This window comes from Streptomyces sp. NBC_01485 (genome assembly GCF_036227125.1).
GTDB lineage: Bacteria > Actinomycetota > Actinomycetes > Streptomycetales > Streptomycetaceae > Streptomyces.
Map to the genome: position 1 here is coordinate 3,759,803 of NZ_CP109435.1, position 24,237 is coordinate 3,784,039.

Annotated in this window: 20 protein-coding genes; 5 read left to right on the plus strand and 15 right to left on the minus strand. The window is 72.2% G+C overall.

The window, feature by feature from the left end; genetic code table 11:
- Positions 1 to 40: 40 nt before the first annotated feature.
- The 3 genes from OG352_RS17200 to OG352_RS17210 are packed head-to-tail and all read right to left on the minus strand — an operon-like array spanning position 41 to position 2,914.
- A complete protein-coding gene (locus OG352_RS17200) occupies positions 41 to 1,228 on the minus strand; it encodes a dipeptidase (protein ID WP_329217940.1) in 1,188 nt (395 codons plus the stop codon).
- Between the two features lie 7 nt (positions 1,229 to 1,235).
- Positions 1,236 to 1,778 carry a 5-(carboxyamino)imidazole ribonucleotide mutase gene (gene purE, locus OG352_RS17205; protein ID WP_329217942.1) on the minus strand — a complete coding sequence of 181 codons (543 nt, stop codon included), beginning with the start codon at positions 1,776 to 1,778 and terminating at the stop codon, positions 1,236 to 1,238.
- Positions 1,775 to 2,914, minus strand: coding sequence for a 5-(carboxyamino)imidazole ribonucleotide synthase (locus OG352_RS17210; RefSeq protein WP_329217943.1), 1,140 nt, complete (start codon positions 2,912 to 2,914; stop codon positions 1,775 to 1,777). Before OG352_RS17210 ends, purE begins: the two co-directional genes overlap by 4 nt.
- Before the next feature lie 197 nt (positions 2,915 to 3,111).
- Here OG352_RS17210 and OG352_RS17215 point away from each other — a divergent pair, with 197 nt between their 5' ends.
- Positions 3,112 to 3,654, plus strand: a complete 543-nt coding sequence (locus OG352_RS17215; RefSeq protein WP_329217944.1) for a GtrA family protein — start codon at positions 3,112 to 3,114, stop codon at positions 3,652 to 3,654.
- Between the two features lie 165 nt (positions 3,655 to 3,819).
- Here OG352_RS17215 and OG352_RS17220 read toward each other — a convergent pair whose 3' ends face one another.
- Positions 3,820 to 5,094 carry an ATP-binding protein gene (locus OG352_RS17220; protein ID WP_329217945.1) on the minus strand — a complete coding sequence of 425 codons (1,275 nt, stop codon included), beginning with the start codon at positions 5,092 to 5,094 and terminating at the stop codon, positions 3,820 to 3,822.
- A 162-nt stretch (positions 5,095 to 5,256) separates the two neighbouring features.
- A complete protein-coding gene (locus OG352_RS17225; RefSeq protein WP_093778119.1) occupies positions 5,257 to 5,934 on the minus strand; it encodes a response regulator transcription factor in 678 nt (225 codons plus the stop codon).
- Positions 5,935 to 6,361: 427 nt separating this feature from the next.
- Here OG352_RS17225 and OG352_RS17230 point away from each other — a divergent pair, with 427 nt between their 5' ends.
- Entirely contained in the window at positions 6,362 to 7,900 is a 1,539-nt protein-coding gene (locus tag OG352_RS17230; RefSeq protein ID WP_329217946.1) for a peptide MFS transporter, read from the plus strand.
- Between the two features lie 133 nt (positions 7,901 to 8,033).
- On the opposite strand, the gene OG352_RS17235 is transcribed toward OG352_RS17230, so the two are convergent.
- From OG352_RS17235 to OG352_RS17260, 6 genes are all read right to left on the minus strand, one after another.
- On the minus strand, positions 8,034 to 9,296 hold the full coding sequence (locus OG352_RS17235) for a hypothetical protein (protein WP_329223867.1): 1,263 nt from the start codon (positions 9,294 to 9,296) through the stop codon (positions 8,034 to 8,036).
- Between the two features lie 71 nt (positions 9,297 to 9,367).
- A complete protein-coding gene (locus OG352_RS17240) occupies positions 9,368 to 10,513 on the minus strand; it encodes a hypothetical protein (protein ID WP_443072483.1) in 1,146 nt (381 codons plus the stop codon).
- A gap of 113 nt (positions 10,514 to 10,626) precedes the next feature.
- Positions 10,627 to 11,346: an LPXTG cell wall anchor domain-containing protein gene (locus OG352_RS17245; protein WP_329217948.1), complete on the minus strand. Its 720-nt coding sequence runs from the start codon at positions 11,344 to 11,346 to the stop codon at positions 10,627 to 10,629.
- Positions 11,347 to 11,477: 131 nt separating this feature from the next.
- Positions 11,478 to 12,791: a serine--tRNA ligase gene (gene serS, locus OG352_RS17250; RefSeq protein WP_329217950.1), complete on the minus strand. Its 1,314-nt coding sequence runs from the start codon at positions 12,789 to 12,791 to the stop codon at positions 11,478 to 11,480.
- A gap of 397 nt (positions 12,792 to 13,188) precedes the next feature.
- Entirely contained in the window at positions 13,189 to 13,728 is a 540-nt protein-coding gene (locus OG352_RS17255) for an ATP-binding protein (RefSeq protein ID WP_329217951.1), read from the minus strand.
- Between the two features lie 228 nt (positions 13,729 to 13,956).
- Positions 13,957 to 14,331: an STAS domain-containing protein gene (locus OG352_RS17260; protein WP_329217952.1), complete on the minus strand. Its 375-nt coding sequence runs from the start codon at positions 14,329 to 14,331 to the stop codon at positions 13,957 to 13,959.
- Between the two features lie 252 nt (positions 14,332 to 14,583).
- On the opposite strand from OG352_RS17260, the gene OG352_RS17265 reads away from it, so the two are divergent.
- From OG352_RS17265 to OG352_RS17275, 3 genes are all read left to right on the plus strand, one after another.
- A complete protein-coding gene (locus tag OG352_RS17265; protein WP_329217953.1) occupies positions 14,584 to 15,555 on the plus strand; it encodes an RNA polymerase sigma factor SigF in 972 nt (323 codons plus the stop codon).
- 233 nt (positions 15,556 to 15,788) lie between these two features.
- The gene (locus tag OG352_RS17270; RefSeq protein ID WP_329217954.1) at positions 15,789 to 17,279 is read left to right on the plus strand and encodes an RICIN domain-containing protein; all 1,491 of its coding nucleotides are present in this window, start codon (positions 15,789 to 15,791) and stop codon (positions 17,277 to 17,279) included.
- 53 nt (positions 17,280 to 17,332) lie between these two features.
- Entirely contained in the window at positions 17,333 to 18,334 is a 1,002-nt protein-coding gene (locus tag OG352_RS17275; protein ID WP_329217955.1) for a DMT family transporter, read from the plus strand.
- On the opposite strand, the gene hutI is transcribed toward OG352_RS17275, so the two are convergent.
- From hutI to hutU, 4 genes are all read right to left on the minus strand, one after another.
- Entirely contained in the window at positions 18,274 to 19,461 is a 1,188-nt protein-coding gene (gene hutI, locus OG352_RS17280; RefSeq protein WP_329217956.1) for an imidazolonepropionase, read from the minus strand. The genes OG352_RS17275 and hutI overlap by 61 nt on opposite strands.
- A gap of 41 nt (positions 19,462 to 19,502) precedes the next feature.
- The gene (locus OG352_RS17285; protein ID WP_329217958.1) at positions 19,503 to 20,852 is read right to left on the minus strand and encodes a formimidoylglutamate deiminase; all 1,350 of its coding nucleotides are present in this window, start codon (positions 20,850 to 20,852) and stop codon (positions 19,503 to 19,505) included.
- Positions 20,849 to 22,057, minus strand: coding sequence for an allantoate amidohydrolase (locus tag OG352_RS17290; protein ID WP_329223869.1), 1,209 nt, complete (start codon positions 22,055 to 22,057; stop codon positions 20,849 to 20,851). Before OG352_RS17290 ends, OG352_RS17285 begins: the two co-directional genes overlap by 4 nt.
- 155 nt (positions 22,058 to 22,212) lie before the next feature.
- On the minus strand, positions 22,213 to 23,877 hold the full coding sequence (hutU, locus tag OG352_RS17295) for a urocanate hydratase (protein ID WP_329217960.1): 1,665 nt from the start codon (positions 23,875 to 23,877) through the stop codon (positions 22,213 to 22,215).
- Between the last annotated feature and the right edge of the window lie 360 nt (positions 23,878 to 24,237).

Here is a 24,237-nt window from a genome sequence, read left to right on the forward strand (position 1 = left end):
ACCGCACCGGTACGGCTTTCCGGTACCGGCGAGCCCCTCTTCAGCCGTCCAGGGACTCGAGCGTCGCGTTGGACGGGGGGCGGGTCGTGCGGAGGTCTTGGGCCACGTCTTCTGCCGCGCCGAGGACTCGTAGCGCGTTCTGCCAGGTCAGTTTGGCGAGGTCGGTGGTGGACCAGCCGCGGTCGAGGAGTTCCGCGATCAGGTTGGGGTAGCCGGAGACGTCGGTCAGGCCGTCGGGGGTGAAGGCCGTGCCGTCGTAGTCGCCGCCGATGCCGAGGTGGTCGACGCCGGCGGCCTCGCGCATGTGGTCGAGGTGGTCGGCGACCGTGGCGACGGTGGCGACCGGGCGGGGGCGCCGTTCCTCGAAGGCGCGGTGGACCTTCATCGCCTCGGGGGTGGTGGCCAGGTGGTGGAAGCCGTGGGCGCGCATGTTGTCGTCGGCCTCGGCCGTCCAGTCGACCGCCGCCTGGAGGACGAACTTCGGCACGAACGTCACCATCGCCATGCCGCCGTTGCCGGGCAGCCGCTCCAGGACGTCGTCCGGGATGTTGCGGGGGTGGTCGCAGACGGCGCGGGCGGAGGAGTGGGAGAAGATCACCGGCGCGACGGACGTGTCGAGCGCGTCGCGCATCGTCGTCGCCGCCACGTGCGAGAGGTCGACCAGCATGCCCTCGCGGTTCATCTCGCGCACGACCGCGCGGCCGAAGGCGGACAGGCCGCCGACCCCGGGCTCGTCGGTCGCGGAGTCCGCCCACGCGGTGTTGTCGTTGTGGGTGAGGGTCAGGTAGCGGACGCCGAGCGCGTACAGGGCGCGCAGGGTGGCCAGGGAGTTGTCGATCGAGTGGCCGCCCTCGGCGCCCATGAGGGAGGCGATACGGCCCTCCGCGCGCGCCGCCGCCATGTCGGCGGCCGTCAGCGCGCTCTTCAGGTCCTGCGGGTGCCGTGCGATCAACTGCCGTACGCAGTCGATCTGTTCGAGCGTCGCCGTCACCGCGTCGGGCAGGTCGGAGCGCACGTACACCGACCAGTACTGCGCGCCGACCCCGCCCTCGCGCAGCCGCGGGATGTCCGTGTGCAGGTGGGCGTTCTGCGGTGTGGCGATGTCGCGGGCGTCGAGGTCGTAGCGGACCTGTTCGCGCAGCGCCCAGGGCAGGTCGTTGTGGCCGTCGACGACCGGGAACTCGCGCAGGAGTTCCCGGGCCGCGTCCAGGGAGGTCGGCTCCGTCACGTCGCCGTCACTTCCCGAAGCCGAAGCCGCCGCCGGCCCCCTCGACCTTGGCGCGCAGGCGCTTGCCCTTCTCGGTGGCCTGGTCGTTCAGCTCCTGCTGGAACTCCCGCATCCGGCCGAGCAGTTCCTCGTCGTGGGTGGCGAGGATGCGGGCGGCGAGCAGGCCCGCGTTGCGCGCGCCGGCCACGGAGACGGTCGCGACCGGGACGCCGGCCGGCATCTGCACGATCGACAGCAGGCTGTCCATGCCGTCCAGGTACTTCAGGGGCACGGGCACGCCGATGACGGGCAGCGGGGTGACGGAGGCGAGCATGCCGGGCAGGTGGGCCGCGCCGCCCGCGCCCGCGATGATCACCTTGAGCCCGCGGCCGTCCGCCTGCTCGCCGTACGCGATCATCTCGCGGGGCATGCGGTGCGCGGAGACGACGTCGACCTCGTACGCGATCTCGAACTCGTCGAGGGCCTGGGCGGCGGCCTCCATGACGGGCCAGTCGGAGTCCGACCCCATGACGATGCCGACGACAGGGCCCGCAGGGCTGGTAGGGCTCATTCGGTGATCGTGCCTCTCAGGTAACCGGCTGCGTGACGTGCGCGTTCGAGGACGTCGTCCAGGTCGTCGCCGTAGGTGTTGACGTGGCCGACCTTGCGGCCGGGCTTCACGTCCTTGCCGTACATGTGGATCTTCAGCCGGGGGTCGCGGGCCATGCAGTGCAGGTACGCGGAGTACATGTCCGGGTAGTCGCCGCCAAGAACGTTACACATGACGGTCCATGTGTCACGTTTGCGTGGATCGCCCAGGGGGAGGTCCAGGACCGCGCGGAGGTGGTTGGCGAACTGGGACGTGATCGCGCCGTCCTGCGTCCAGTGGCCCGAGTTGTGCGGGCGCATCGCGAGCTCGTTGACGAGGATGCGGCCGTCGCGGGTCTCGAAGAGCTCGACCGCGAGGTGGCCGACCACGCCCAGTTCCTTGGCGATGCGCAGCGCCATCTCCTCGGCGCGCAGCGCGAGCGCCTCGTCCAGACCGGGGGCGGGGGCTATGACGGTGTCGCAGACGCCGTTCACCTGCCGCGACTCGACCACCGGGTAGGCGACCGCCTGGCCGTGCGGGGAACGTACGACGTTGGCGGCGAGCTCGCGGACGTAGTCGACCTTCTCCTCCGCCAGGACCGGCACGCCGGCCCGGAAGGGGTCCTCCGCCTCCGCCACGCTGCCGACGACCCACACGCCCTTGCCGTCGTAGCCGCCCCGGACGGTCTTCAGGACCACCGGGAAGCCCTCCCCCTCGGCGGCGAACGCGGCGACGTCCGCCGGGTCCGTCACGATCCGGTGCCTCGGGCACGGAACGCCGATCGCGTCGAGCTTCGCGCGCATCACCCCCTTGTCCTGGGCGTGCACCAGCGCGTCGGGGCCCGGGCGGACGGGGATGCCGTCCGCCTCCAGCGCCCTGAGGTGCTCGGTGGGTACATGTTCGTGATCGAAAGTGATCACATCGCACCCGCGCGCGAACTCACGCAGCGTGTCGAGATCGCGGTAGTCGCCGATGACGACATCGCTCACGACCTGCGCCGCGGAATCCTGTGGGGTGTCACTGAGGAGCTTGAACCTGATGCCGAGCGGGATGCCCGCCTCGTGTGTCATACGAGCGAGCTGACCCCCGCCGACCATGCCGACTACCGGGAACGTCACGACACCAGGATATCGGCCAGGCCACCGCGGCCGGATCCCGCGCCTCTTACCCGCACCTTTCCGGCCTCACACCTGCTGTTTCCCCGCTTCTTCCCTGCTGGTCACCGCCTCGTGAGGCGGACCACAGGAAACCGACAAGAGTGGTGGTTAGCATGGCTTGGTTGACGAAACCCAACCCGAACGGGGGCCTTACGACCATGGCACATGGTTCCGCTGGTTCCTCGGGCGTCTCTCCGGGCGCTCCCTCGGGGCCGAAAAGGATCGTCCGCGAGCTCGCCAGGTTCGGCGCCGTGGGCGGTGCGGGGCTGCTGGTCAACCTCGGCGTGTTCAACCTCGTCCGGCATCTCACCGATCTGCAGGTGGTGCGGGCGAGCGTCATAGCGACCGTCGTGTCGATCGCCTTCAACTACGTCGGGTTCCGCTACTTCACCTACCGTGACCGCGACAAGAGCGGGCGGACGAAGGAACTGACCCTGTTCCTGCTGTTCAGCGCGGTGGGACTGGTGATCGAGAACGGGCTGCTGTTCGCGGCGACGTACGGGTTCGGGTGGGACAGCCCGCTGCAGAGCAACGTGGCCAAGTTCGTGGGCATCGGGATCGCGACGTTGTTCCGGTTCTGGTCGTACCGGTCGTGGGTGTTCCGGGCGATGCCTGTGCAGGGGGCTGTGGGCGGCGGGGAGTCGTCGCCCACGGTGGCGGGGCAGGCCCGGAAGCGGGAGGCTACGCAGCGGGTGGGTTGAGGGGTGCGGGTTTGTCTGCCGCGCCGTTGTGGGGGCTGCCGCCCCCAGGCCCCCGCTGTCGGCCCTTGAGGGGCCTCGTCCGCAAACTCCCCAGAGGGGGACCCCCAACGGGCTGAATGATGCGGGCCTGCGCTGAAACAGGCGCCGTACGCCACCCGAAAACCACTACCGCACCGTCGGCTCCTCGGCCTCCTGCATGCGCTTCTGGGGGGCCGTGCGGGACAGGAACAGGGCGAAGACCGGGGGCTGGGCCTGGAGCATCTCCAGGCGGCCGCCGTCGGCTTCCGCGAGGTCGCGGGCGACGGCCAGGCCGATGCCGGTGGAGTTGCGGCCGCTGATGGCGCGCTCGAAGATGCGGGCGCCCAGGTCGGCGGGGACGCCGGGGCCCTCGTCCGTCACCTCGACCACGGACTGGTTGCCGGTGACGCGGGTGCGCAGGGCCACCGTGCCGCCGCCGTGCATGAGGGAGTTCTCGATCAGCGCGGCCAGCACCTGGGCGACCGCGCCGGGCGTGCCCACCGCCCGCAGGTGACGCTTGCCGGAGCTGACGATGGCCCGGCCGTCGCCCCGGTAGGCGGGACGCCACTCGGCGAGCTGCTGCTGGATGACCTCGTCGAGGTCGAAGGTGACCGCCGAACCGGTGCGCGGGTCCCGGGCGTTGGTCAGGAGGCGTTCCACCACGTCCGTCAGACGCTCCACCTGCGTCAACGCGATCGTCGCCTCCTCCTTCACCGTGTCCGGGTCGTCGGTGAGGGTGATCTCCTCCAGGCGCATCGAGAGCGCGGTGAGGGGGGTGCGCAGTTGGTGGGAGGCGTCCGCCGCCAGCCGGCGTTCGGCGGTGAGCATGCGGGCGATGCGCTCGGCGGAGGAGTCGAGGACGTCGGCGACCCGGTCCAGCTCGGGGACGCCGTACCGCTTGTGGCGGGGGCGCGGGTCGCCCGAGCCGAGGCGTTCCGCCGTCTCGGCGAGGTCGGTCAGGGGGGAGGCGAGGCGGTTGGCCTGGCGGATGGCCAGCAGCACCGCCGCGATCACCGCGAGCAACGCCACCAGGGCGATGATCAGCAGGGTGCGGCCCACCTCACGGGTGACCGTGGAGCGCGGCTCCTGGACCAGGACGGTCTCGCCCTCCTCGCCCTTCGCCGTCGACCTGATGACGTCGCCCTCGGGCTTGGTGCCGACCGCGATGACCGGCCGGCCGGGGATCCGGATCTCGGCGTAACGGTCCTGCGTGACCTGGTCTCGCAGTATCTCGGCGGTGACGTGCTCCGAGCCCACCAGCCGGCTGTCCACGATGCTGGCCAGCCGCAGCGCCTCGGAGTCCACCCGCTCCTGGGCACTGTTGCTGATCGTGCGCGTCTCGACGATGACGAGGGACACCCCGAACACGGCGATGACCACCAGCACGACAGCAAGGGTGGACTGGATCAAACGGCGGCGCACAAACCCTCCGGGACGGTGACACTGTGAAAACGGGCCAGGGGCAGCCGACCCAGGGGCGCGGGGCTGTGCCCGATATGCGGCTCCGCCGCGCGGGCGCGACCAGCCCCCACGGCCCGCGGCCGGCAACGCGACGCGCATCACCGGCCGAGCCCAGCGGTAGCGCTAGCTCTTCTCGAAGCGGAAGCCCACGCCCCGCACCGTGGCGATGTAGCGGGGGTTCGCCGCGTCGTCGCCGAGCTTCTTGCGCAGCCAGGAGATGTGCATGTCGAGCGTCTTGGTCGAGGACCACCACGTCGTGTCCCAGACCTCGCGCATGAGCTGGTCGCGGGTGACGACCCGCCCCGCGTCGCGCACCAGGACCCGCAGCAGGTCGAACTCCTTGGCGGTGAGCTGGAGTTCCTCGTCGCCCATCCACGCGCGGTGCGACTCGACGTCGATCCGCACGCCGTGGGTGGCCGGCGGCTGCGCGGGCTCGGAGGCGCCGCGCCGCAGCAGGGCCCGGACGCGGGCGAGGAGTTCGGCGAGCCGGAAGGGCTTGGTGACGTAGTCGTCGGCGCCCGCGTCGAGACCGACGACGGTGTCCACCTCGTCGGCGCGCGCGGTCAGGATGAGGATCGGGATGGCGTGGCCCTCGGAACGCAGCCGGCGGGCCACCTCCAGGCCGTCCATGCCGGGCAGACCGAGGTCCAGCACGACCAGGTCGACGCCGCCCTGCATTCCGGCGTCCAGCGCGGTGGGGCCGTCCTCACGCACCTCGACCTCGTACCCCTCCCGGCGCAGGGCACGGGCCAGGGGCTCAGAGATGGACGCGTCGTCCTCGGCCAGCAGTACACGGGTCATGAGTTGATGGTAGTCCGCGCGGGGCAGCCGTCGAAGTGTGATCGCCCACGCTGTTTCTTACACAGGGACATGACGGACAGACGGTGGACAGGGCAGCGGACAGGGCAGCGGACAGACGGCGGGCCGGAGAGCCCCGGAGAACCCCCGCCGCGCCGGTGACCTTGGTACGGACCTGCGGTCGAGCGATGGCATCCTGACACAGACCCTGGTGCGGACCTTCGAGCCTTCGAAGCATCGCTCACGGCTCCTTGATCGCCTGTGACACGTGCCTCAAGTCCTTCCATATACGGCGTTGTCCTGCCGTATGGTGAACGGACGCGTGTAGTATGCACGGACCTTCGGCGGTCGGCTCGACGCTGAGGGTCCTTTTGTGTGCGGGCCGGCCGCCGCCGGCCCGGAAGCAACGACCTGGCAAGGAACGACGACCATGGCGTCCAGCCTGACGAAGGACTCGGTCCGCCCGGGCACCCCCGGCTCCGGGAAGACCTTCTTCGGCCACCCCCGCGGACTGGCCACCCTCTTCATGACCGAGATGTGGGAGCGCTTCTCCTACTACGGCATGAAAGCCCTGCTCACCGTCTATCTGCTGTCCGGCGGCCCCGACGCCGGCAAGAGCAGCATGGGTGGCGGACTGGCGATGGACGTGGCCACGACCACGGTGATCGTCTCCGTCTACTCGGCGATGGTGTACCTGCTCGCGATGCCGGGCGGCTGGCTCGGCGACCGCGTCTGGGGCCCCCGCAAGACGGTGACCATCGCGGCCGTGACGATCATGTCCGGCCACCTCGTGCTGGCGCTGCCCGGCGGTCAGGCGCCGTTCTTCGCGGGTCTGGCGCTGGTCGCGGCCGGTTCCGGGCTGCTCAAGGCCAACATCTCCACGATGGTGGGCCACCTGTACGACGGCCCGGAGGACCCGCGCCGCGACGGCGGCTTCACGATCTTCTACATGGGCATCAACGCGGGCGCCTTCTTCGCCCCGCTGGCCATCGGCACCGTCGGCCAGAAGGTCAGCTGGCACCTCGGCTTCGGCATGGCCGCGGTCGGCATGGCGATCGGCCTCGCCGCGTTCCTGCTCGGCACCCGCAACCTGAGCCCGCGCAGCAGCCTGGTCCCCGAGCCGCTGGCGGCCGAGGAGCGCACGGCCTGGCTGCGCAAGGGCCTGCTCTGGCTGATCGCCGCGAGCGTCTTCTACGGCGTCGTCGGCTTCACCGGCCACTTCACCCTGAACTGGGCGATGATCCCGCTCACGGTCATCGGTCTGGTCGTCCCGGCGGGCGTGCTGCTGCGCATCAAGCGGGACAAGGACCTCTCGGTCGCCGAGCAGTCGCGGATGACCGGCTACATCTGGTTCTTCGTCGCGGCCGCCGTGTTCTGGATGATCTACGACCAGGGCGCGTCGACGGTCCAGGCGTTCGGTGAGGGCAAGGCCGCGGGCTCGCTGCTCGGCTTCGACTTCCCGTCCTCCTGGTACCAGTCGCTGAACCCGCTGTTCATCATGGCGCTGGCGCCGGTCTTCGCCTGGGTCTGGCTGTGGCTGAACCGGGGCGGCCGGGAGCCGAGCGCCATCGTGAAGTTCGCGATGGCGCTGGTGCTGATCGGCGTCTCGTTCTTCTTCTTCCTGATCCCGCTGGGCATGGCGTCGAACGGCACCGCGGTGAGCCCGATGTGGCTGGTGGGCATCTACTTCATCCAGACCGTCGGTGAGCTGTGCCTGTCGCCGGTCGGACTGTCGGTGACCACGAAGATGGCCCCGGCCAAGTACGCCGGCCAGATGATGGGGGTGTGGTTCCTCGCGGTCACCGCGGGCGACTCCGTCACCGGCCTGCTGTCCAACCCGGCCGTCGCGGGCGTCGACCTCGGCGGCACCCCCGCGGTCCTCGCCGAAGCCGCCCTGGCCGCCCTCGCCGGCCTCGCGGTCTGGATGTACCGCCGCAAGGTGAAGTCCCTGATGGGCGACGTCCACTGACGTCTCCTGCCGTTCCCTGACGTCTGTCTTTTCCCTGACGTCTCCCCGTCCCGCCGTACGGCGAAGGGCCGCCGCACCCGATCGGTGCGGCGGCCCTTCGCCGTTCCTGTTTCCGGTTTCCGGTGCGCACACCTCAGCGCAGCCGCCGCCCCGGCATGAACGTGAACACCGCCCCGCCCAGCAGGATCGCCGTGCCCGCGACCAGGCCCAGGGCCTTCAGGGTGGCGTGGTCGCCGGAACCTGTTTCGGCCAGGCCGCCGCTCGTCGTCGTGCTGCCGCCCGAGGTCGTGGAGGAGCCGCTGCCGCCGGACGCGCCGCCCGCCTGCTCCTGCGTGTTCAGGGTGAGGGAGACGGCCGTGCTGTCCGGGGTGCAGGTGGTGGTCGTACCGAGGGCCTCGATCGTGAGGACGCCCGGGGAGAGCGTGGACTCGCCGGTCGCACCGGGCTTGTAGGTGCCGGTCAGGTCCGGGATCTCGATCGGGGCGCCCTGTTTGATCGGCGCGGGGTTCGTCGGGCCCTCCGCCTTCACCGTGCCCTCGTCCGAGCCGCCGAGCACGATCTGCATGGTCGGCTTCACCTTGTTCGCCGGAATGTCGATCGGGCTGTCCATCACCGACTTCTTGAACTGCACGGTGAGGCCGTAACTCCCGCCGCTCTTCCTGGCGTTGATCTGGATCGGGGAGGTCGCCTTCTTCTCGCCGATGGGCGAGGCGCAGGTGTAGGGGATGTCGACGACCTTGCCGGTGAAGTCGGTCTGGCCGCCGTCACCGCCGGTCCCGGTCCCGGACGCCGACGGCGACACCGACACCGACGGGGAGGTGCTGGACGACGGTGACTGGCTCGGACTCGGGCTCCCGCTCTGTGAGGGGTCGGGGGACGTGCTCGGGCTCCCCTCCCCCGCCGTCACCGTGATGGTCGCCGCCGGCTGGACGGTCTCCGTCGGCGCGCACTTGGTGTCCGTCGACAGCGCGTTGACGACGTACGCGTCCGGCGTCAGCGTCACCTGGCCCGCCGCCGTCAGTTTCAGCGTGCCCTTCATGTCGGACAGCGTCATCGCGCCGCCCTTGGGGATCGCCGGGTTCTCGCGGGGGCCGGTCATGGCGACGTCCGCGGTCTGCGCGCCGGCCGCCTTGAGGGTGCCGGACGGCTGGACCGAGTTCGCGGGCAGGTCGATGATGTCGGGGTTCTTCGACGCGGCCTGGGTGAACTTCCAGACGACGTCGACGGTGTCGCCGACCTTCGCCGTGGCCGGCGCGGTGATGTCGACCTTGGTGGTGCCGATGACGTCGGGCAGGCCGATGCCCGACGGCGGAACGCACTTGGTGGCGTAGGACACCTCGGCGGCCTGCGCCTGCCCGGCGGTCACGCCCAGCAGGACGGCCGCCCCGGTGAGCATGACGGCGGCGCCGGCCGCCGCCGCCCGCTTCCGCACGGGCGCGCGGTCTGGTGGTGGTACGGCTCTCTCACTCACGTCGTTCCCTTCCCTCCGGGAGTCATGGGAGTCGTGGGACTAGCGGGACTAGTGGGGGTCGTGGGGGTCGTGGGACTCGTCTGTCGGTCTTCGTGCGGTGCGGAGAGCCGGGCCGCCGGATCCGGTCGGACCGGTCCGGTGTCCGGGGTGAACCACGGCAGGGTCGCTGTCGAGGGGGGCGGCGCGGGCTCCGGGACCGTCGTAGCCCTGGCTCTACGGCCACGCCAGAGGGCGCGGGACGGGCGGCGGGCCGCGTGACGTGGGCGTACGCGGTCCACCACCGCCATCCCGATGCGGAACACCGCCGCCGGCACCACCAGGCAGAGCAGGATCCAGAACAGGGTGACGCCCCAGGGGCGGCCCACGCCCCACGGCTGCTCGGCGAGGATCTTCCCGCCGTACTTCAGGGAGACGGTGTAGTCGGCGTGGGCGCCTGCCGCGAGTTCGACGGGCAGTTCGACGCGGGCCTTTCCGCCGGGGTCGATCGTGCCGTGCCACTGCCGTTCGTCCCACTGAGGCGCGAACACCCCGTGCGCGGTGCCGACTTGGAAGACGGGGTTCGCGACGGGCCCGGTGCCGACGTTGCCCACGGTGAAGACCAGTGTGCGGGCGGGGGGCGCCCCGAACCACGTCAGCAGGCCGTTCGAGCCGTCGAGCCGGGTGTCGGTGAGCACGGAGAGGCGTCCGCCGGCGGTCGCGGCGGGCAGCGGCCGCACCGGGTGTCCGGCCACCTGGAACACCGCGTCGGCCTGCGCTTTCGCGCCGGTCGCGGTGGCCACGTGCACCACGCACGGGCAGGGCACCGGCGGCTCGGCCACCGGCAGGGTCCGGCTGAAGCGGCCGTCGGCGCCGGTGGTGACGGCGCGGCCGTCGGCGTTGGCGCAGGAGTTGGTGCCGCCGACCACACCCCGGGCCGGTGTCGCCTGCCCGCAGACCAGCAGCATCAGCAGCGTGCGCGCGCCCCAGCCGCTGCCGCCGACGGTGATCGAACCGCCGGTCCCCGCCTGGGACTTGGAGAGGGTGACGGTCGGCCCGTCGGCCGCCGCGGCCGCATGGGCCAGGGGCAGCGGAAACAGGGGCAGCACCAGCAGGGCCAGCAGAGTCGGCACCAGCGCCAGGCTCCGCGGCAGCTTGCCTCTCACGCCTCTCACGTCAGCACTCCCTCCGGAGGACGAGCTTGCGGCGAGCAGCAGCGGCAGGGCTCGGGCGGGGGCGTACGGCATCGGCGGCTCCAGCACTCGTACGAGGGGCGCGGTCAGCGGCGGGCGCGTGCCGTCTGGTTTCGCCGGGTCAGCCACAGGGCGCCGGCCGCGCCCGCGAGCAGCACCGTGCCGCCGAGGGTGCCGAGGGCGATCGCGGAGTCCTCGGGTCCGGTCTGCGGGAGCTGACCGGAGCCGCCGTCACTCGTGCCACTGTCACTCGTGCCACTGTCACTCGTGCCGCCGTCGCTCGTCGCGCCGCCGCCCGACGCCGTCACGTCGAGGGTGAGGGACGGGCCGGGGCTGTTGGTGGGCGTGCACGTCGTGGTCGTACCGAGTGCCTCGATGGTGAGCACGGCGGCCGTGAAGGTGACCTTGCCGGTCGCCTTCGGGGTGTACGTGCCGGTCAGGTCGCTGATCTTGATGGGGGTGTTCTCGGGGATCGCGGCCGCGTTGGCGGGGCCGGTGACCTTGAGGGTGCCGCTGTCGGCGCCGCCCAGCCTGATCGTGGCGCTCGGCTTCATGGAGCCCGCGCCGAGTTCCACGGGGCTGGAGGAGACGCCTTTCTGCCAGGACATGGTGATCTTGTAACCGCCGCCGTTCCTGACGCCCGTGATGTCGATGGGCGAGACGGCGCTCTTGTCGCCGATGGGCGTCTTGCAGGTGTAGTTGACGTTCACGACCTCGGCCATGGCCGCGGGGGCGGCCGTCCACACCGCCGCGCCGGCCAGGGCCGCGGCAGTCGCGAGCGCAGCGGTTCGCCTCCGGTTCGACACGGTCCGTCCCCTCACTCCCACCGCCCCGCGCTTACTGACGAGGCATCAGATTGAGCCGTCAAGGTACGCCCGGGGCGATGAGGAGGGAAGAGAAGGTGCGCGCCGGAGTTGTGGGGATCCGGCGCGCGGATTCAGGGGGTTCCGAGGACGTCCGGGGCTCCCCAGCGCCGTAGCACCTCGGGGACGACGACCGTTCCGTCGGGGCGCTGGTGCTGTTCCAGGAGGGCCGGGAGCAGGCGGCTGGTGGCCAGGCCCGAGGCGTTGAGGGTGTGCACGTACCGCGATTTTCCGCCGTCGGCCGGGCGGTAGCGGATGTTGCCGCGCCGCGCCTGGTAGTCACGGGCGTCGGACACCGAGCTGACCTCCGCGTAGGCCCCGAGGCTGGGCAGCCAGACCTCGACGTCGTACGTCTTCGCCTGGGCCGGGCTGGTGTCCCCGGCGGCGAGTTTGACGATCCGGTGGTGGAGGCCGAGGCCGGTCACCAACTCCTCGGCGCGGGCGAGGAGTTCGAGGTGCGCCGCCGCCGATTCCTCGGGGCGGACGTACTGCACCAGCTCGACCTTGTTGAACTGGTGCCCGCGCAGGGTCCCGCGCTCGGCTGTGCGGTAGCCGCCGGCCTCCTTGCGGTAACAGGGCGTGTAGGCCACGTACTTGAGCGGCAGGTCGTGCTCGTCGAGGGTCTCGTCGCGGTGCAGCGAGACGAGGGCGGTCTCGGCGGTGGGCAGCAGGAAGCGCTCGGGACGGCCGTCCGCGCCGCGTTCGGTGACGTACACGTCGTCGGCGAACTTGGGGAACTGGCCCGCCGTGTACCCGGCTTCGTAGGTGAGCAGATGCGGCGGCAGCACGAACTCGTAGCCGGCCCGGCGGTGCGTGTCGAGGAAGTGGTTGAGCAGCGCCCACTCCAGGGCGGCGCCCGCGCCCCGGTAGACCCAGTTGCCGCTGCCGGCGAGCCGCGCGCCCCGCTCGTAGTCCACGAGGCCCAGTTCCCGGGCGAGTCGGACGTGGTCCCTGACCGCAGGGAAGCCGGTGAAGTCGGGCGGGGCGCCGACGGTCCGGACGACCTGGTTGCTCTCCTTGCCGCCGGCGGGGACGTCGTCGTCGGGGAGGTTGGGGAGAGCGTCGAGGAAGTCCTGGTGCCGGGCGGCGAGTTGGGCGAGGGCGGCTTCGGCGGCGGTGAGGCGGGCGGCGGTCTCCGTGGCCTGCGCCCGGACGGCGGCGGTGGCCTGGCCGGTGTCCGGTTCGGTGGCCGGTTCGGTGGTGTGGTGGGCGGCGATCCGCGCCGAGAGGCGCTTGCGCGCGCCGCGCAGGCGCTCCACCTCGGCGCGGGCCTCGCGGAACTCGGTGTCCAGGGCGAGGAAGGCCGGGAGGTCGGCGTCGGCGCCCCGCTTGCGCAGGGCGTCGCGGACGCGGTCGGGGTGCTGTCGGATGAGGGTGACGTCGAGCATGGCGCGCGCTCCGTCCGGTGCTGCCGGGGCGGTACGCACCGCCCCGGGGTGGGTCCCTCGGGGCGTGGGCGAGAGGGTGCTCGCGGTGCCACCACGCCTTCACCGACGTATCGACTGCGATCGACTGCGATTGACTGCGGTCGGCCACGGTCGCTTACGCCGGTCTCGTTCTGGCCCGGTGACGGGGGCCGGCCGGCGGGGCATTGCCTCCCCGCACTCGGGAGGGGATTCGCACCGGACCGCGAGGCCGCCTTCACACCTGGTGGCGGCTCTCTCGGCTCGCGGGACCCGGGCTACTCGTCTCCGTCAGCGCGTTGCACACGAGGTTAGGGAGCCGTCCGCGTCCCGCCAAGCGAATTAGGGCCGGGCCGGGCGAACCACGGTCCGGCCGGGCGCATCACGCCGGGGCGCCCAGTTCCGCCCAGACCGTCTTGCCCGCGATGCCCGGGGCCCGTACGACGCCCCAGTCCAGGCAGAGCCGCTGGACGATGAACATGCCGTGGCCGCCGGGACGGCCCGCGCGGTGCGGGGTGCGGGGGGCCGGCTGGCCCGTGCCGCGGTCGGAGACCTCGACGCGGATCACCTTGTTGTCGCAGCCGAGAACCATCCGGTCCGGTCCCTCGGCGTGCAGGCACGCGTTGGTGACCAGCTCGGAGACGACCAGCAGCACGTCCTCCGCGGCGGCCCGCCGGTCGGCGGTGGCGGCCGGCAGCCAGCCCCACGCGTACAGCGCCTCACGGGCGAAGTCGCGGGCGAGCGGGACGACCCCGCTGGCGCCTTCGAAGCTCAGCCGGCGTACCTGACCGCCGCCCGACACCCCGGACGAACCGGACGCCTCGGCCGCCGCTCCCCCTGGGGATCCCCCTGGGGACGACCCGGAAGCGCCGCTGGGCTCCGGACCGCGGTCGCCCGGCGAGTATGGCCGGGTGGTGCTCATCAGCGCTTCACCTCACCGATTCCCCGATTCACCGGTTCACAATTCAAGAGTCGGATCTCTACAAAGTCTGTACGCGGGTGGTCACGTAGGCATTCACGTGGCCCGACGGCGTTCTCATCACCCTTGCCGCCGACATGTTCGGGTACAGGATGTCTCCTGCCCGGGGGGACCGGCGGAACACCCCTCGTTCGCACCCGTTCGCACCCGCTACCCGGCGGACGGCGAAAGTCAGCCGTCGTCGGCCAGGGCCGCCTCGATCGTGGCGTGCACGGTGAACACCGCGTCCGCGCCGGTGATCTCGAAGACCCGCGCCACCACGGGCAGCATGCCCGCCAGATGGACTCCGCCACCGGCCGCCTCCGCCTTCAGACGTGCTCCGAGCAGCACGTTCAGCCCGGTGGAGTCGCAGAACTCCAGCCGGGTGCAGTCCACCACCAGGCGGCTGTGGCCCCTGGCGAGGCAGTCGTCGAGCGGCTCACGCAACAGATCGGCGGTGTGGTGATCCAACTCACCCGCCGGGGTCACGACGGCGCTGGAGCCCTCTTCCCGCACCTCGACCAGAAGCCGGCCAGACTGTGCGCTGCCGACCGTCCCGCGGTCCATGCCGTCTCTTCTCCTGGGGTCGTGAACTGCTTGCCGACGCTCTCGCTGACGCTCTCGAACCCTACGCCTTGGACCCGCACCCCAACATCCGAGCAATCACACTCAAACGGACATAATCAAACAAATGCCACTTGCGATCGATCGAGTAAAGCGGGTAGGGCTAGTAGGCACACGCAACCGACCACGGCCGGCTTTGGAGGCGCCGCACACCGTAGTGCGCTCACTGGCTTCGGCAGCCATACGCCGAGAACGATGGAGGACATCATGTCACCCCGGCTCGACGCACCGCCTACCCGCGAAGCGACGTCGACACCCCCTCCGGAACAAGAACATCTGGAACCCATCGCGCAGGACGCGGCAGCGGCACCGGACGTCGACCCCACCGACGCCGACGTCACCGACACCGACGTCACCGACGCCCTCGCCGGCCTTCCGGAGATCCCCCCGTACGACGAGGTGGGGGCCGTCGACGCACGGGCCCTGTCCAAGACCCTGTTCGCGCGGCTGGAGTCCCTCGAAGAGGGCACGCACGACTACGCGTACGTCCGCAACACGCTCGTCGAACTGAACCTCGCGCTGGTCAAGTTCGCCGCCTCCCGGTTCCGCTCGCGCAGCGAGCCGATGGAGGACATCATCCAGGTCGGCACCATCGGCCTGATCAAGGCGATCGACCGCTTCGAGCTGTCGCGCGGCGTCGAGTTCCCGACGTTCGCGATGCCGACCATCATCGGCGAGATCAAGCGCTTCTTCCGTGACACCTCGTGGTCGGTGCGCGTCCCGCGCCGGCTCCAGGAGCTGCGGCTCGACCTGGCCAAGGCGGGCGACGAACTGGCCCAGAAGCTCGACCGGGCGCCCACCGTCGGGGAGTTGGCCGAGCGGCTCGGGCTCTCCGACGACGAGGTCGTCGAGGGCATGGCGGCGTCGAACGCGTACACGGCCTCGTCGCTCGACGCACAGCCGGCGGAGGACGACGCGGAAGGCGCTCTCGCCGACCGCATCGGCTACGAGGACCACGGGCTCGAAGGCATCGAGTACGTCGAGTCGTTGAAGCCCCTGATCGCCGAACTCCCGCCCCGCGACCGCCAGATCCTCTCCCTCCGCTTCGTCGTCGGCCTGACCCAGTCGGAGATCGGCGAGGAACTCGGCATCTCCCAGATGCATGTGTCCCGCCTGCTGTCCCGCACCCTGGGCCGGCTGCGGAAGGGGCTGACGCTGGAGGAATGACGGGCGACGGGTGACGGGTCTTCGGAGTCGCGCGGTGCGGCGCGGGCACGCCGGGTCCCCGGTAGGCGAAGTGCAGAAAGGTGACACTCCCGCACCGAAGTGTCACATCCCGACGGCCCGGAAACCTCCCCACGCGACGCCGCTCCCCACGACGGGCTAAGGTCGCCTCCACCCCAACTGACCAGTAAGTCAGCAACCGGACGCGACGCGGTGTCCGGCGAGGAGGCGACCTCATGGATACCGACGCACACCTCACCGACCTGCTGCGCGCCGCGCCGGCGACCGCGTACCCGGCGCTGCGCGAGTTACGCGCCCGTCACCACCCCGCCGTCCTCGCGTACGCCCGCCACTGCACGACCGGCGAACCGGCGGCGCGGCGGCTGGCGTCCGAGGCGTTCACGCTCGCCGCCCGGGAGACGGCGCGCGGCAACGACCCCGGCGGCCCCTGGCGACACTGGCTCCTGCTGCTCTCCGGGCGGATCGCCGCGAGCTGGGCCGCCGACGACCGGGCCGGCGGGCTGGACGCGGGACTGCTCCTCGTCCTCAACACCTCGGCCCCCGGCGGCCCGGTGCCGCCCCTGCTCGCCGCGTTCCGCACCCTGTCCTTCCACGCGCAGGGCCTCCTCTGGTACGGCGTCGTGGAGCGCGAGGCCGCCGAACGCACGGCCGCGCTGCTCGGCCTGACCCCCGAGGGCGTCACGTACGGCACCGGCCGCGCCCTGCACTCCCTCGCCCAGGTCTGCCTGCGGCACCGGCTCACCGCCTCCGACGACCCGCGCTGCGGGGACTTCCGCCGGCTGATCGAGGAGTCCGTACGCCCGGACGGCCCGCGCCACAGCCCCGACCTCGACGTCCACCGGGCGCAGTGCCCGCACTGCGCGACCGCCTACGAGGAGCAGTGCGCGCTGCGCGACGCCCCGCGCGCCGCGCTCGCGGAGGGGCTGCTGCCGTGGGGCGGGACGGCGTACGTCATGGACGAGCACGAGGCGTCCCGCCGCCTCGCGCCGACGGCCGTGCGCGGACCGGGACGCCGGGTGGTGCTGGCCTCGGCGGCGCTGGGGGTCGCGGTGGTCACGCTGGCGGTCCTGCTGGCGTCCACGGGCGGCGCGGCGGACCGGGGCTCGGCCGGCGCCGTCGTCACCGGGCCGCCGCCGGCCGTTCCGGCGGTGACCGTGACGGCGACGGTGGCGGTGCCCGTCACACCGAGCGCCGACTCACCTTCCCCGTCGCCGAGTTCGCCCCCGTCCCACACGAGCGCGCCGCCGGGGCCGCGTCCGGCGCCCATCCCGTCGCCCTCCCCCACGCGCCTGCCCGGCGCTACGTACGCCCAGGTCGTGAACGTCGCCACGGGGCGCTGCCTCGAGGTGGCCGGGCGCCCCGCCGAGGGCACGGACGTCGTCGCCGCGCCCTGTTCCGCCTCGCCCAGCCAGCGGTGGCGGGTCGACTCGGGGCGCGCGGTGCTCACGTCGTACGCCGACCCCGCCTTCTGCCTGGACACCCGCGGCGGCGTCGACAAGGGCGTCGGCGTCTGGACCTGCGCCGCGCTGGACGGCCCCAACGGACGGAACCTGAGGTTCACCGTGGAGGGCGACGGCACGATCCGCCCGGCCATCGCCCTCCTGTCGGCCCTGACCGCGAACGACACCGGCACCCTGTCGCTCGAACTCCTGGAGGAGAACGGGGAGGGGAACGGGGACCAGATGTGGCGGGCGGGGGCGGTCTGAGGGCGCCTGGGCTGCGTCTGCTATGTCTGCGTCTGCATCATCCGCGTCCGCTCATGAGGAGCCCCGTGCCCGACTCCCCTGCCGGTCCCGCCCGCCCCAGCCCGCTCGCCGATCTTCCCGTGCTGCTGGTGGCCGGTGTCTGGGGCTCCAGTTATCTCGCCGCCAAGGGCGTCACGACGGCGGAGACCGTGGTGGCCGTGCTGGTGCTGCGGTTCGCCGTGGTGTTGCCGGTGCTGGTGGTCGCGGGGTGGCGGCGGCTGCGGGCGCTGAGCGGGCCGCAGTGGCGCGGGGCCGGGGTGCTGGGGCTGATCCTGGCCGGGATCTTCCTGCTGGAGACCTACGGTGTGGTACACACGTCGGCGACCAACGCCGGGCTGATCATCAGCCTGACCATGGTGTTCACGCCGCTCGCGGAGAGCCGGGTGCGCGGGACGCGGCTGCCGGGGGCGTTCGTGGCGGCGGCGGGGCTGTCGGTGCTCGGCGTGGCGCTGCTGACGCAGGGCGCCGGGTTCACCGCTCCGTCCGGGGGCGATCTGCTGATGCTGGGGGCGGCCGTCGCCCGTACCGTGCACGTGCTGGCCATGGCCCGTATGGAGTCGGTGCGCGGGGCCGACGCGCTGTCGCTGACGACCGTCCAACTGGGCGGTGCGGTGGCCGTGTTCGCGGTGCTGGCGGCGGTGCCGGGGACGGGCGCGTCGCCGTGGTCGGCGGCGGCCGGGTTCGACGGCGGGGACTGGCTCGGCCTGCTCTATCTCTCCGCGTTCTGCACGCTGTTCGCGTTCTTCGTGCAGATGTGGGCGGTCCGCCGGACGTCGCCGTCCCGGGTCAGTCTGCTGCTGGGCACCGAGCCGGTGTGGGCGGCGGCCGTCGGCATCGCGCTCGCCGGGGACCGGCCGGGGTGGCTCGGACTGGCGGGCGCGGTGCTCGTGCTCGTCGGCACCGGGTGGGGGCGGACGGTGGCGGACCGGGAGCGGGGGCCGGAGTCGGCTCCGGCTCAGACCACCCGTGCGCCGCGCCGCCACACGCCGGAGACGAGCGGTACGCCCGGCCGGTAGGCCAGGTGGACGTGGCTCGGGGCGTCCAGGAGGGTCAGGTCGGCGTACGCGCCCGGGGTCAGGCGGCCCACGTCCGTGCGGCGCAGGGCCGCCGCGCCGCCCGCCGTCGCCGACCACACCGCCTCGTCCGGCGTCATGCCCATGTCCCGGACGGCGAGCGCGATACAGAACGGCACGGACGAGGTGAAGGACGAACCCGGGTTGCAGTCCGTGGAGAGGGCGACGGTGACGCCCGCGTCCAGCAGCCGGCGGGCGTCCGGCCACTCGGCGCGCGTGGAGAACTCGGCGCCCGGCAGGAGCGTGGCGACCGTGTCGCCGCTCGCCAGCGCGTCCACGTCCGCGTCCGTGAGGTGGGTGCAGTGGTCGGCGCTGGCCGCGTCCAGCTCGACCGCGAGCTGCACGCCGGGGCCGTAGGAGAGCTGGTTGGCGTGGATACGGGGGTGCAGGCCCTTCGCCTTGCCCGCGGTGAGGATGGCGCGGGCCTGGTCGCCGTCGAAGGCGCCCTTCTCGCAGAAGACGTCGATCCAGCGGGCGTGCGGGGCGCAGGCGTCGAGCATCTCGCCGGTGACCAGTGCGACGTAGGCGGCCGGGTCGTCGGCGTAGTCGGGGGAGACGATGTGGGCGCCGAGGTAGGTGACCTCGTCGGTGTGGCGGGCGGCGAGGCGCAGGGCGCGGGCCTCGTCGGCGACCGTCAGGCCGTAGCCCGACTTCGTCTCGAAGGTGGTGGTGCCCTGGCGGAGCGCCTCGGCGAGATAACGGGTGAGGTTCCGTTCGAGTTCCCCGTCGCTCGCGGCGCGGGTCGCGGCGACCGTCGTACGGATGCCGCCCGCCGTGTAACCGCGGCCCGACATACGGGCGTTGAACTCCTCCGTGCGGTCGCCCGCGAAGACCAGGTGGGAGTGGGAGTCGACGAAGCCCGGGAGGACCGCCCGGCCGCCCGCGTCGACCCGATTGTCAGTGGCGGGTGCTTTGCTTGATTCACCGGTCCACGCGACGCGGTCGCCGTCGATGACGACAGCCGCGTCCCGGACCAGACCGAGAGGGGAATTGTCGCCGAGGGAGGGATCGTTGGTGACCAGCGTGGCGATGTTGGTGATGACGGTGGTCGTGCCGGTGCTGCTGCTCATCGTCGTGTCCTCGTGGGAGCGGGGTCCGGGTCCTGTGGTTGCTAGGCGCGCAGGGCGTCCACGGCCCGGGCGAGGGCCTGGGGCACGTCGGGGACGAGCGTGTGCGCCCCGTCGCGCACGACGTGCCGTCCGGCGACGACCGTATGCCGTACGTCCGCCGCGGTCGCCGCGAATACGGCCGTCTCGGCGCCGAGCCGGGGCACCGGGCCGGCCGTCCTGACCGAGTCGAGGGCGATCGTCGTGAAGTCGGCGGCCGCGCCGGGCTCCAGGGTGCCCGCGTCCGGGTTGCCGAGGGCGGCGTGGCCGTCGGCGGAGGCGGCGCGCAGCAGGGCCGCCGCCGTCCAGTGACCGCGGGTGCGGGTGCGCAGCCGCTCGTTGAGCTCCATCGCGCGGGCCTCTTCGAGCAGGTCGATGACGGCGTGGCTGTCGGAGCCGAGGGACAGGGGCGAGCCCGCGGCCTGGAGGGCGACGGCCGGACCGATGCCGTCGGCGAGGTCGCGTTCGGTCGTCGGACACATACAGGTGCCGGTGCCGGAGCGGCCGAGGAGGGCGATGTCCTCGTCGGTGAGGTGGGTGTTGTGGACGCCGGTGGTGCGCGGGCCGAGGACGCCGTGCTCGGCGAGGAGCTGCGTCGGCGTGCGGCCGTGGGCCTCGCGGCAGGCGTCGTTCTCGGCGGTCTGCTCGGACAGGTGCACGTGCAGTGGCGCCCGCCGCTCCTGCGCCCAGCGGGCCACGGTGGCCAACTGGTCGGCGGGCACGGCCCGTACGGAGTGGACGGCCGCCCCGATCCTCGCGTGATCCCGTTCCTTGAGAAGTGAACAGCGTGCGGCCCAGGCGTCCGCGTCGCCGTCGGAGAAGCGGAGCTGGTGGGCGTTCGGGGCCTGGCCGAAGCCGGCGGAGAGGTAGGCGGTGTCGAGGAGGGTGATGCGGATGCCGGCTTCGGCGGCGGCCTCGATCAGGGCCTCGCCCATGGCGTTGGGGTCGGCGTAGGGGGTGCCGCCGGGGGCGTGGTGCAGGTAGTGGAACTCGCCGACGGCCGTGATGCCGGCCAGCGCCATCTCGGCGTACACCGCGCGGGCCAGCTGGTGATAGGTCTCCGGGGTCAGCCGGTCGGCGACCGAGTACATGACCTCGCGCCAGGTCCAGAAAGTGCCGGAGCCGACCTGGACGGTGCCGCGAAGGGCGCGGTGGAAGGCGTGGCTGTGGGCGTTCGCCAGGCCCGGGAGGGTCAGTCCGCGCAGGATCTCGGCGCCGGGCGGCGGGGAGCCGACGCCCGTCCGGACGGCGGTGATGCGGCCGTCGGCCACCTCCAGGGCGACGCCCGGCTCGACGTTCGTGTCGAGCCAGGCGTGCTCCAGCCAGTACGTCCGTGTCCGCTGCGTGGGGGTCACCGGCAGGCCAGTCCTTCCAGTACGTCGGCGAGGGCGTGCACCCCGGCCACGCAGTCGTCCTCGGCGGCGAACTCGGCCGGGGAGTGCGAGACGCCCGTGGGGTTGCGCACGAACAGCATGGCGGTCGGGATGGCCCCGGAGAGGATTCCGGCGTCGTGTCCGGCGCCGGTGCCCAGGACGGGGACCTTGAGGTCGGTGCCCTTGTCCTTGCCGAGGATGCGGGCGAGTTCGTCGCGCAGGGCGTGGTCGAACTCGACGACGGGCGTGAACGACTCACGGACGATGTCGAGGTCGATGCCGTGGGCGGCGGCGTACTCACGGGCGGCTTTCTCGATGCCCGTGACCACCGTGTCCAGGGTGTCCTGGTCGGCGGCGCGGGAGTCGAGCCAGCCGCGCACCAGGGAGGGGATGGCGTTGACGCCGTTCGGCTCGACGGAGATCTTGCCGAAGGTGGCGACGGCGCCCGCGAGTCGCGCTTCGCGGCGGGCGGCGAGGACCGTCTCGGCGTAGGACAGCATCGGGTCGCGGCGGTCCACGAGGCGGGTGGTGCCGGCGTGGTTGGCCTCGCCCCGGAAGTCGAACCGCCAGCGCCCGTGCGGCCAGATGGCACTGGCGATGCCCACCTGGTCCCCGCTCAGGTCGAGCGCGCGGCCCTGCTCGACGTGGAGTTCGACGAAGGCGCCGATGCGGGCCAGCCGCTCCGGGTCGGGGCCGATGGCTTCGGGGTCGTGTCCGGCGGCCTCCATGGCCCTCGGGAGGGTGATGCCGTCGCCGTCGGTGAGCTTGTGGGCCTGCTCGACGGTGAGCTGTCCGGCGGTGAGCCGGGAGCCGACGCAGGCGAGCCCGAAGCGGGCGCCCTCCTCGTCGCCGAAGTTGACGAGGGCGAGCGGCCTGGTGAACGTGACGCCCCGCGCGCGGAGTTCGTCGAGCGCGGCGAAGGAGGACACGACGCCGAGAGGCCCGTCGAAGGCACCGCCGTCCGGCACGGAGTCGAGATGCGACCCGGTGACGACGGCGTCCCCGGCGGCCGGATCCCCCAGCCACGCCCACTGGTTGCCGTTGCGGTCCAGCTCGTGGACCAGCCCACGCGCCTCGGCCTGCGCCCGGAACCAGTCCCGGCACTCGGCATCGGCGGCCGTCCAGGCGTAACGCCGGTAGCCACGGGTGTCCGGGTGCCGGCCGATGGGCAGCAGGTCGCGCCACATCTCGAGGAAGGAGGCGCCGGTCGGCGCGGTCGCGCCGGGCTGCGGGCGGCCGTTCCGCAAGGCGGCGCGGGCGGTGGGCACAGCCGGATCTGCGGGCGGCGGCGAGACATCCGCCCCCGCCGAAGAGTTGCCGTGCCGCTCGTCTCCCGGAAGGGTCACGCGTCGTCACCCTCGCGCATCGGCACCCGGACGCCCCGCTCGTCGGCGACCGACTCGGCGATGTCGTAGCCCGCGTCCACGTGCCGGATGACGCCCATGCCGGGGTCGTTGGTCAGGACCCGGCGGATCTTCTCGCCGGCGAGCTTCGTGCCGTCCGCCACGGACACCTGGCCGGCGTGGATGGAGCGGCCCATGCCGACGCCGCCGCCGTGGTGGATCGACACCCAGGAGGCACCCGACGCCACGTTCACCATGGCGTTCAGCAGCGGCCAGTCGGCGATCGCGTCGGAGCCGTCGAGCATGGCCTCGGTCTCGCGGTACGGGGAGGCGACGGAACCGCAGTCGAGGTGGTCGCGGCCGATGGCCAGCGGCGCGGCCAGCTCACCGCTCGCCACCATGTCGTTGAACCGCTCGCCGGCCTTGTCGCGCTCGCCGTAGCCGAGCCAGCAGATCCGGGCGGGCAGGCCCTGGAAGTGGACCCGCTCGCCGGCCATCTTCATCCAGCGGTGCAGGGATTCGTTCTCCGGGAAGAGGTCGAGGATCGCCTTGTCGGTCTTGGCGATGTCGGAGGCCTCGCCGGACAGGGCGGCCCAGCGGAAGGGGCCCTTGCCCTCGCAGAACAGCGGGCGGATGTAGGCCGGTACGAAGCCGGGGAACGCGAACGCCCGGTCGTACCCGGCGAGTTGGGCCTCGCCGCGGATGGAGTTGCCGTAGTCGAAGACCTCGGCGCCGGCGTCCATGAAGCCGACCATCGCCTCGACGTGCCGGGCCATGGACTCACGGGCGCGGGTGGTGAAGCCCGCCGGGTCCTTGGCGGCCGCGTCGGCCATGTCGTCGAAGTCGACGCCGACGGGGAGGTAGGCCAGCGGGTCGTGGGCCGAGGTCTGGTCGGTCACGATGTCGATGGGGGCGCTCTCGGCGAGCATGCGCGGGAGCAGTTCGGCGGCGTTGCCCAGCAGGCCGATGGAGAGCGGGCGGCGGGCGTCACGGGCCTCGACGGCGAGCTGGAGGGCGTGCTCCAGGGAGTCGGCCTTCACGTCGAGGTAGCGGTGCTCGATACGGCGCTCGATGGCGCGCGGGTCGACGTCGATGCAGATCGCGACGCCGTCGTTCATCGTCACCGCGAGGGGCTGGGCGCCGCCCATGCCGCCGAGGCCGGCGGTGAGGGTGATCGTGCCCGCGAGGGTGCCGTCGAACTTCTTCGCGGCGACGGCGGCGAAGGTCTCGTAGGTGCCCTGGAGGATGCCCTGGGTGCCGATGTAGATCCAGGAACCGGCGGTCATCTGGCCGTACATCGTCAGGCCGAGCTGCTCCAGCCTGCGGAACTCCTCCCAGTTGGCCCAGTCGCCGACGAGGTTGGAGTTGGCGATGAGGACGCGCGGGGCCCACTCGTGGGTCTGCATGACGCCGACCGGCCGGCCGGACTGGACGAGCATCGTCTCGTCCTGCTTCAGGGTGCGCAGCGTGCGCACCATGGCGTCGTACGAGCGCCAGTCACGGGCCGCCTTGCCCGTGCCGCCGTAGACGACGAGCTTGTCGGGGTGTTCGGCCACCTCGGGGTCGAGGTTGTTCTGCAGCATCCGCAGGGCGGCCTCCTGCTGCCATCCCAGGGCGCTCAGTTCCGTACCGCGCGACGCTCGTACGGGGCGGGGTCCTGACATGGTCTGCCTCCTTGCGGATGGGTGATCCCGGCGGGTGTTGCTGTTGTTATTCACATCCTGGCCCGCTGAATAGAGCTAGTCAATAGGGCGGGGGCCGAAGACGGGAGACACAGCAGGAGAAGGGAGGGTGCGCGCCGCGGGCAGGGGAGGGCGCGCGCCACAGAGAGGGAGGGCGCGCGCCGCCGCGCTCACCACCCCGGACGGACGCGCGCGCCGTTGACGCGCACAGGTGCGCAAGAGGTTGATGGGAGCCGATGGGGGGGCCGATGAGAACGGGGTCAGCCGACCCACGTTAGTGACCCGGCCGCATGTTCCGCTGGAAAATGCCAGAAGACTCACCCCTCACACATACGTTGCGTA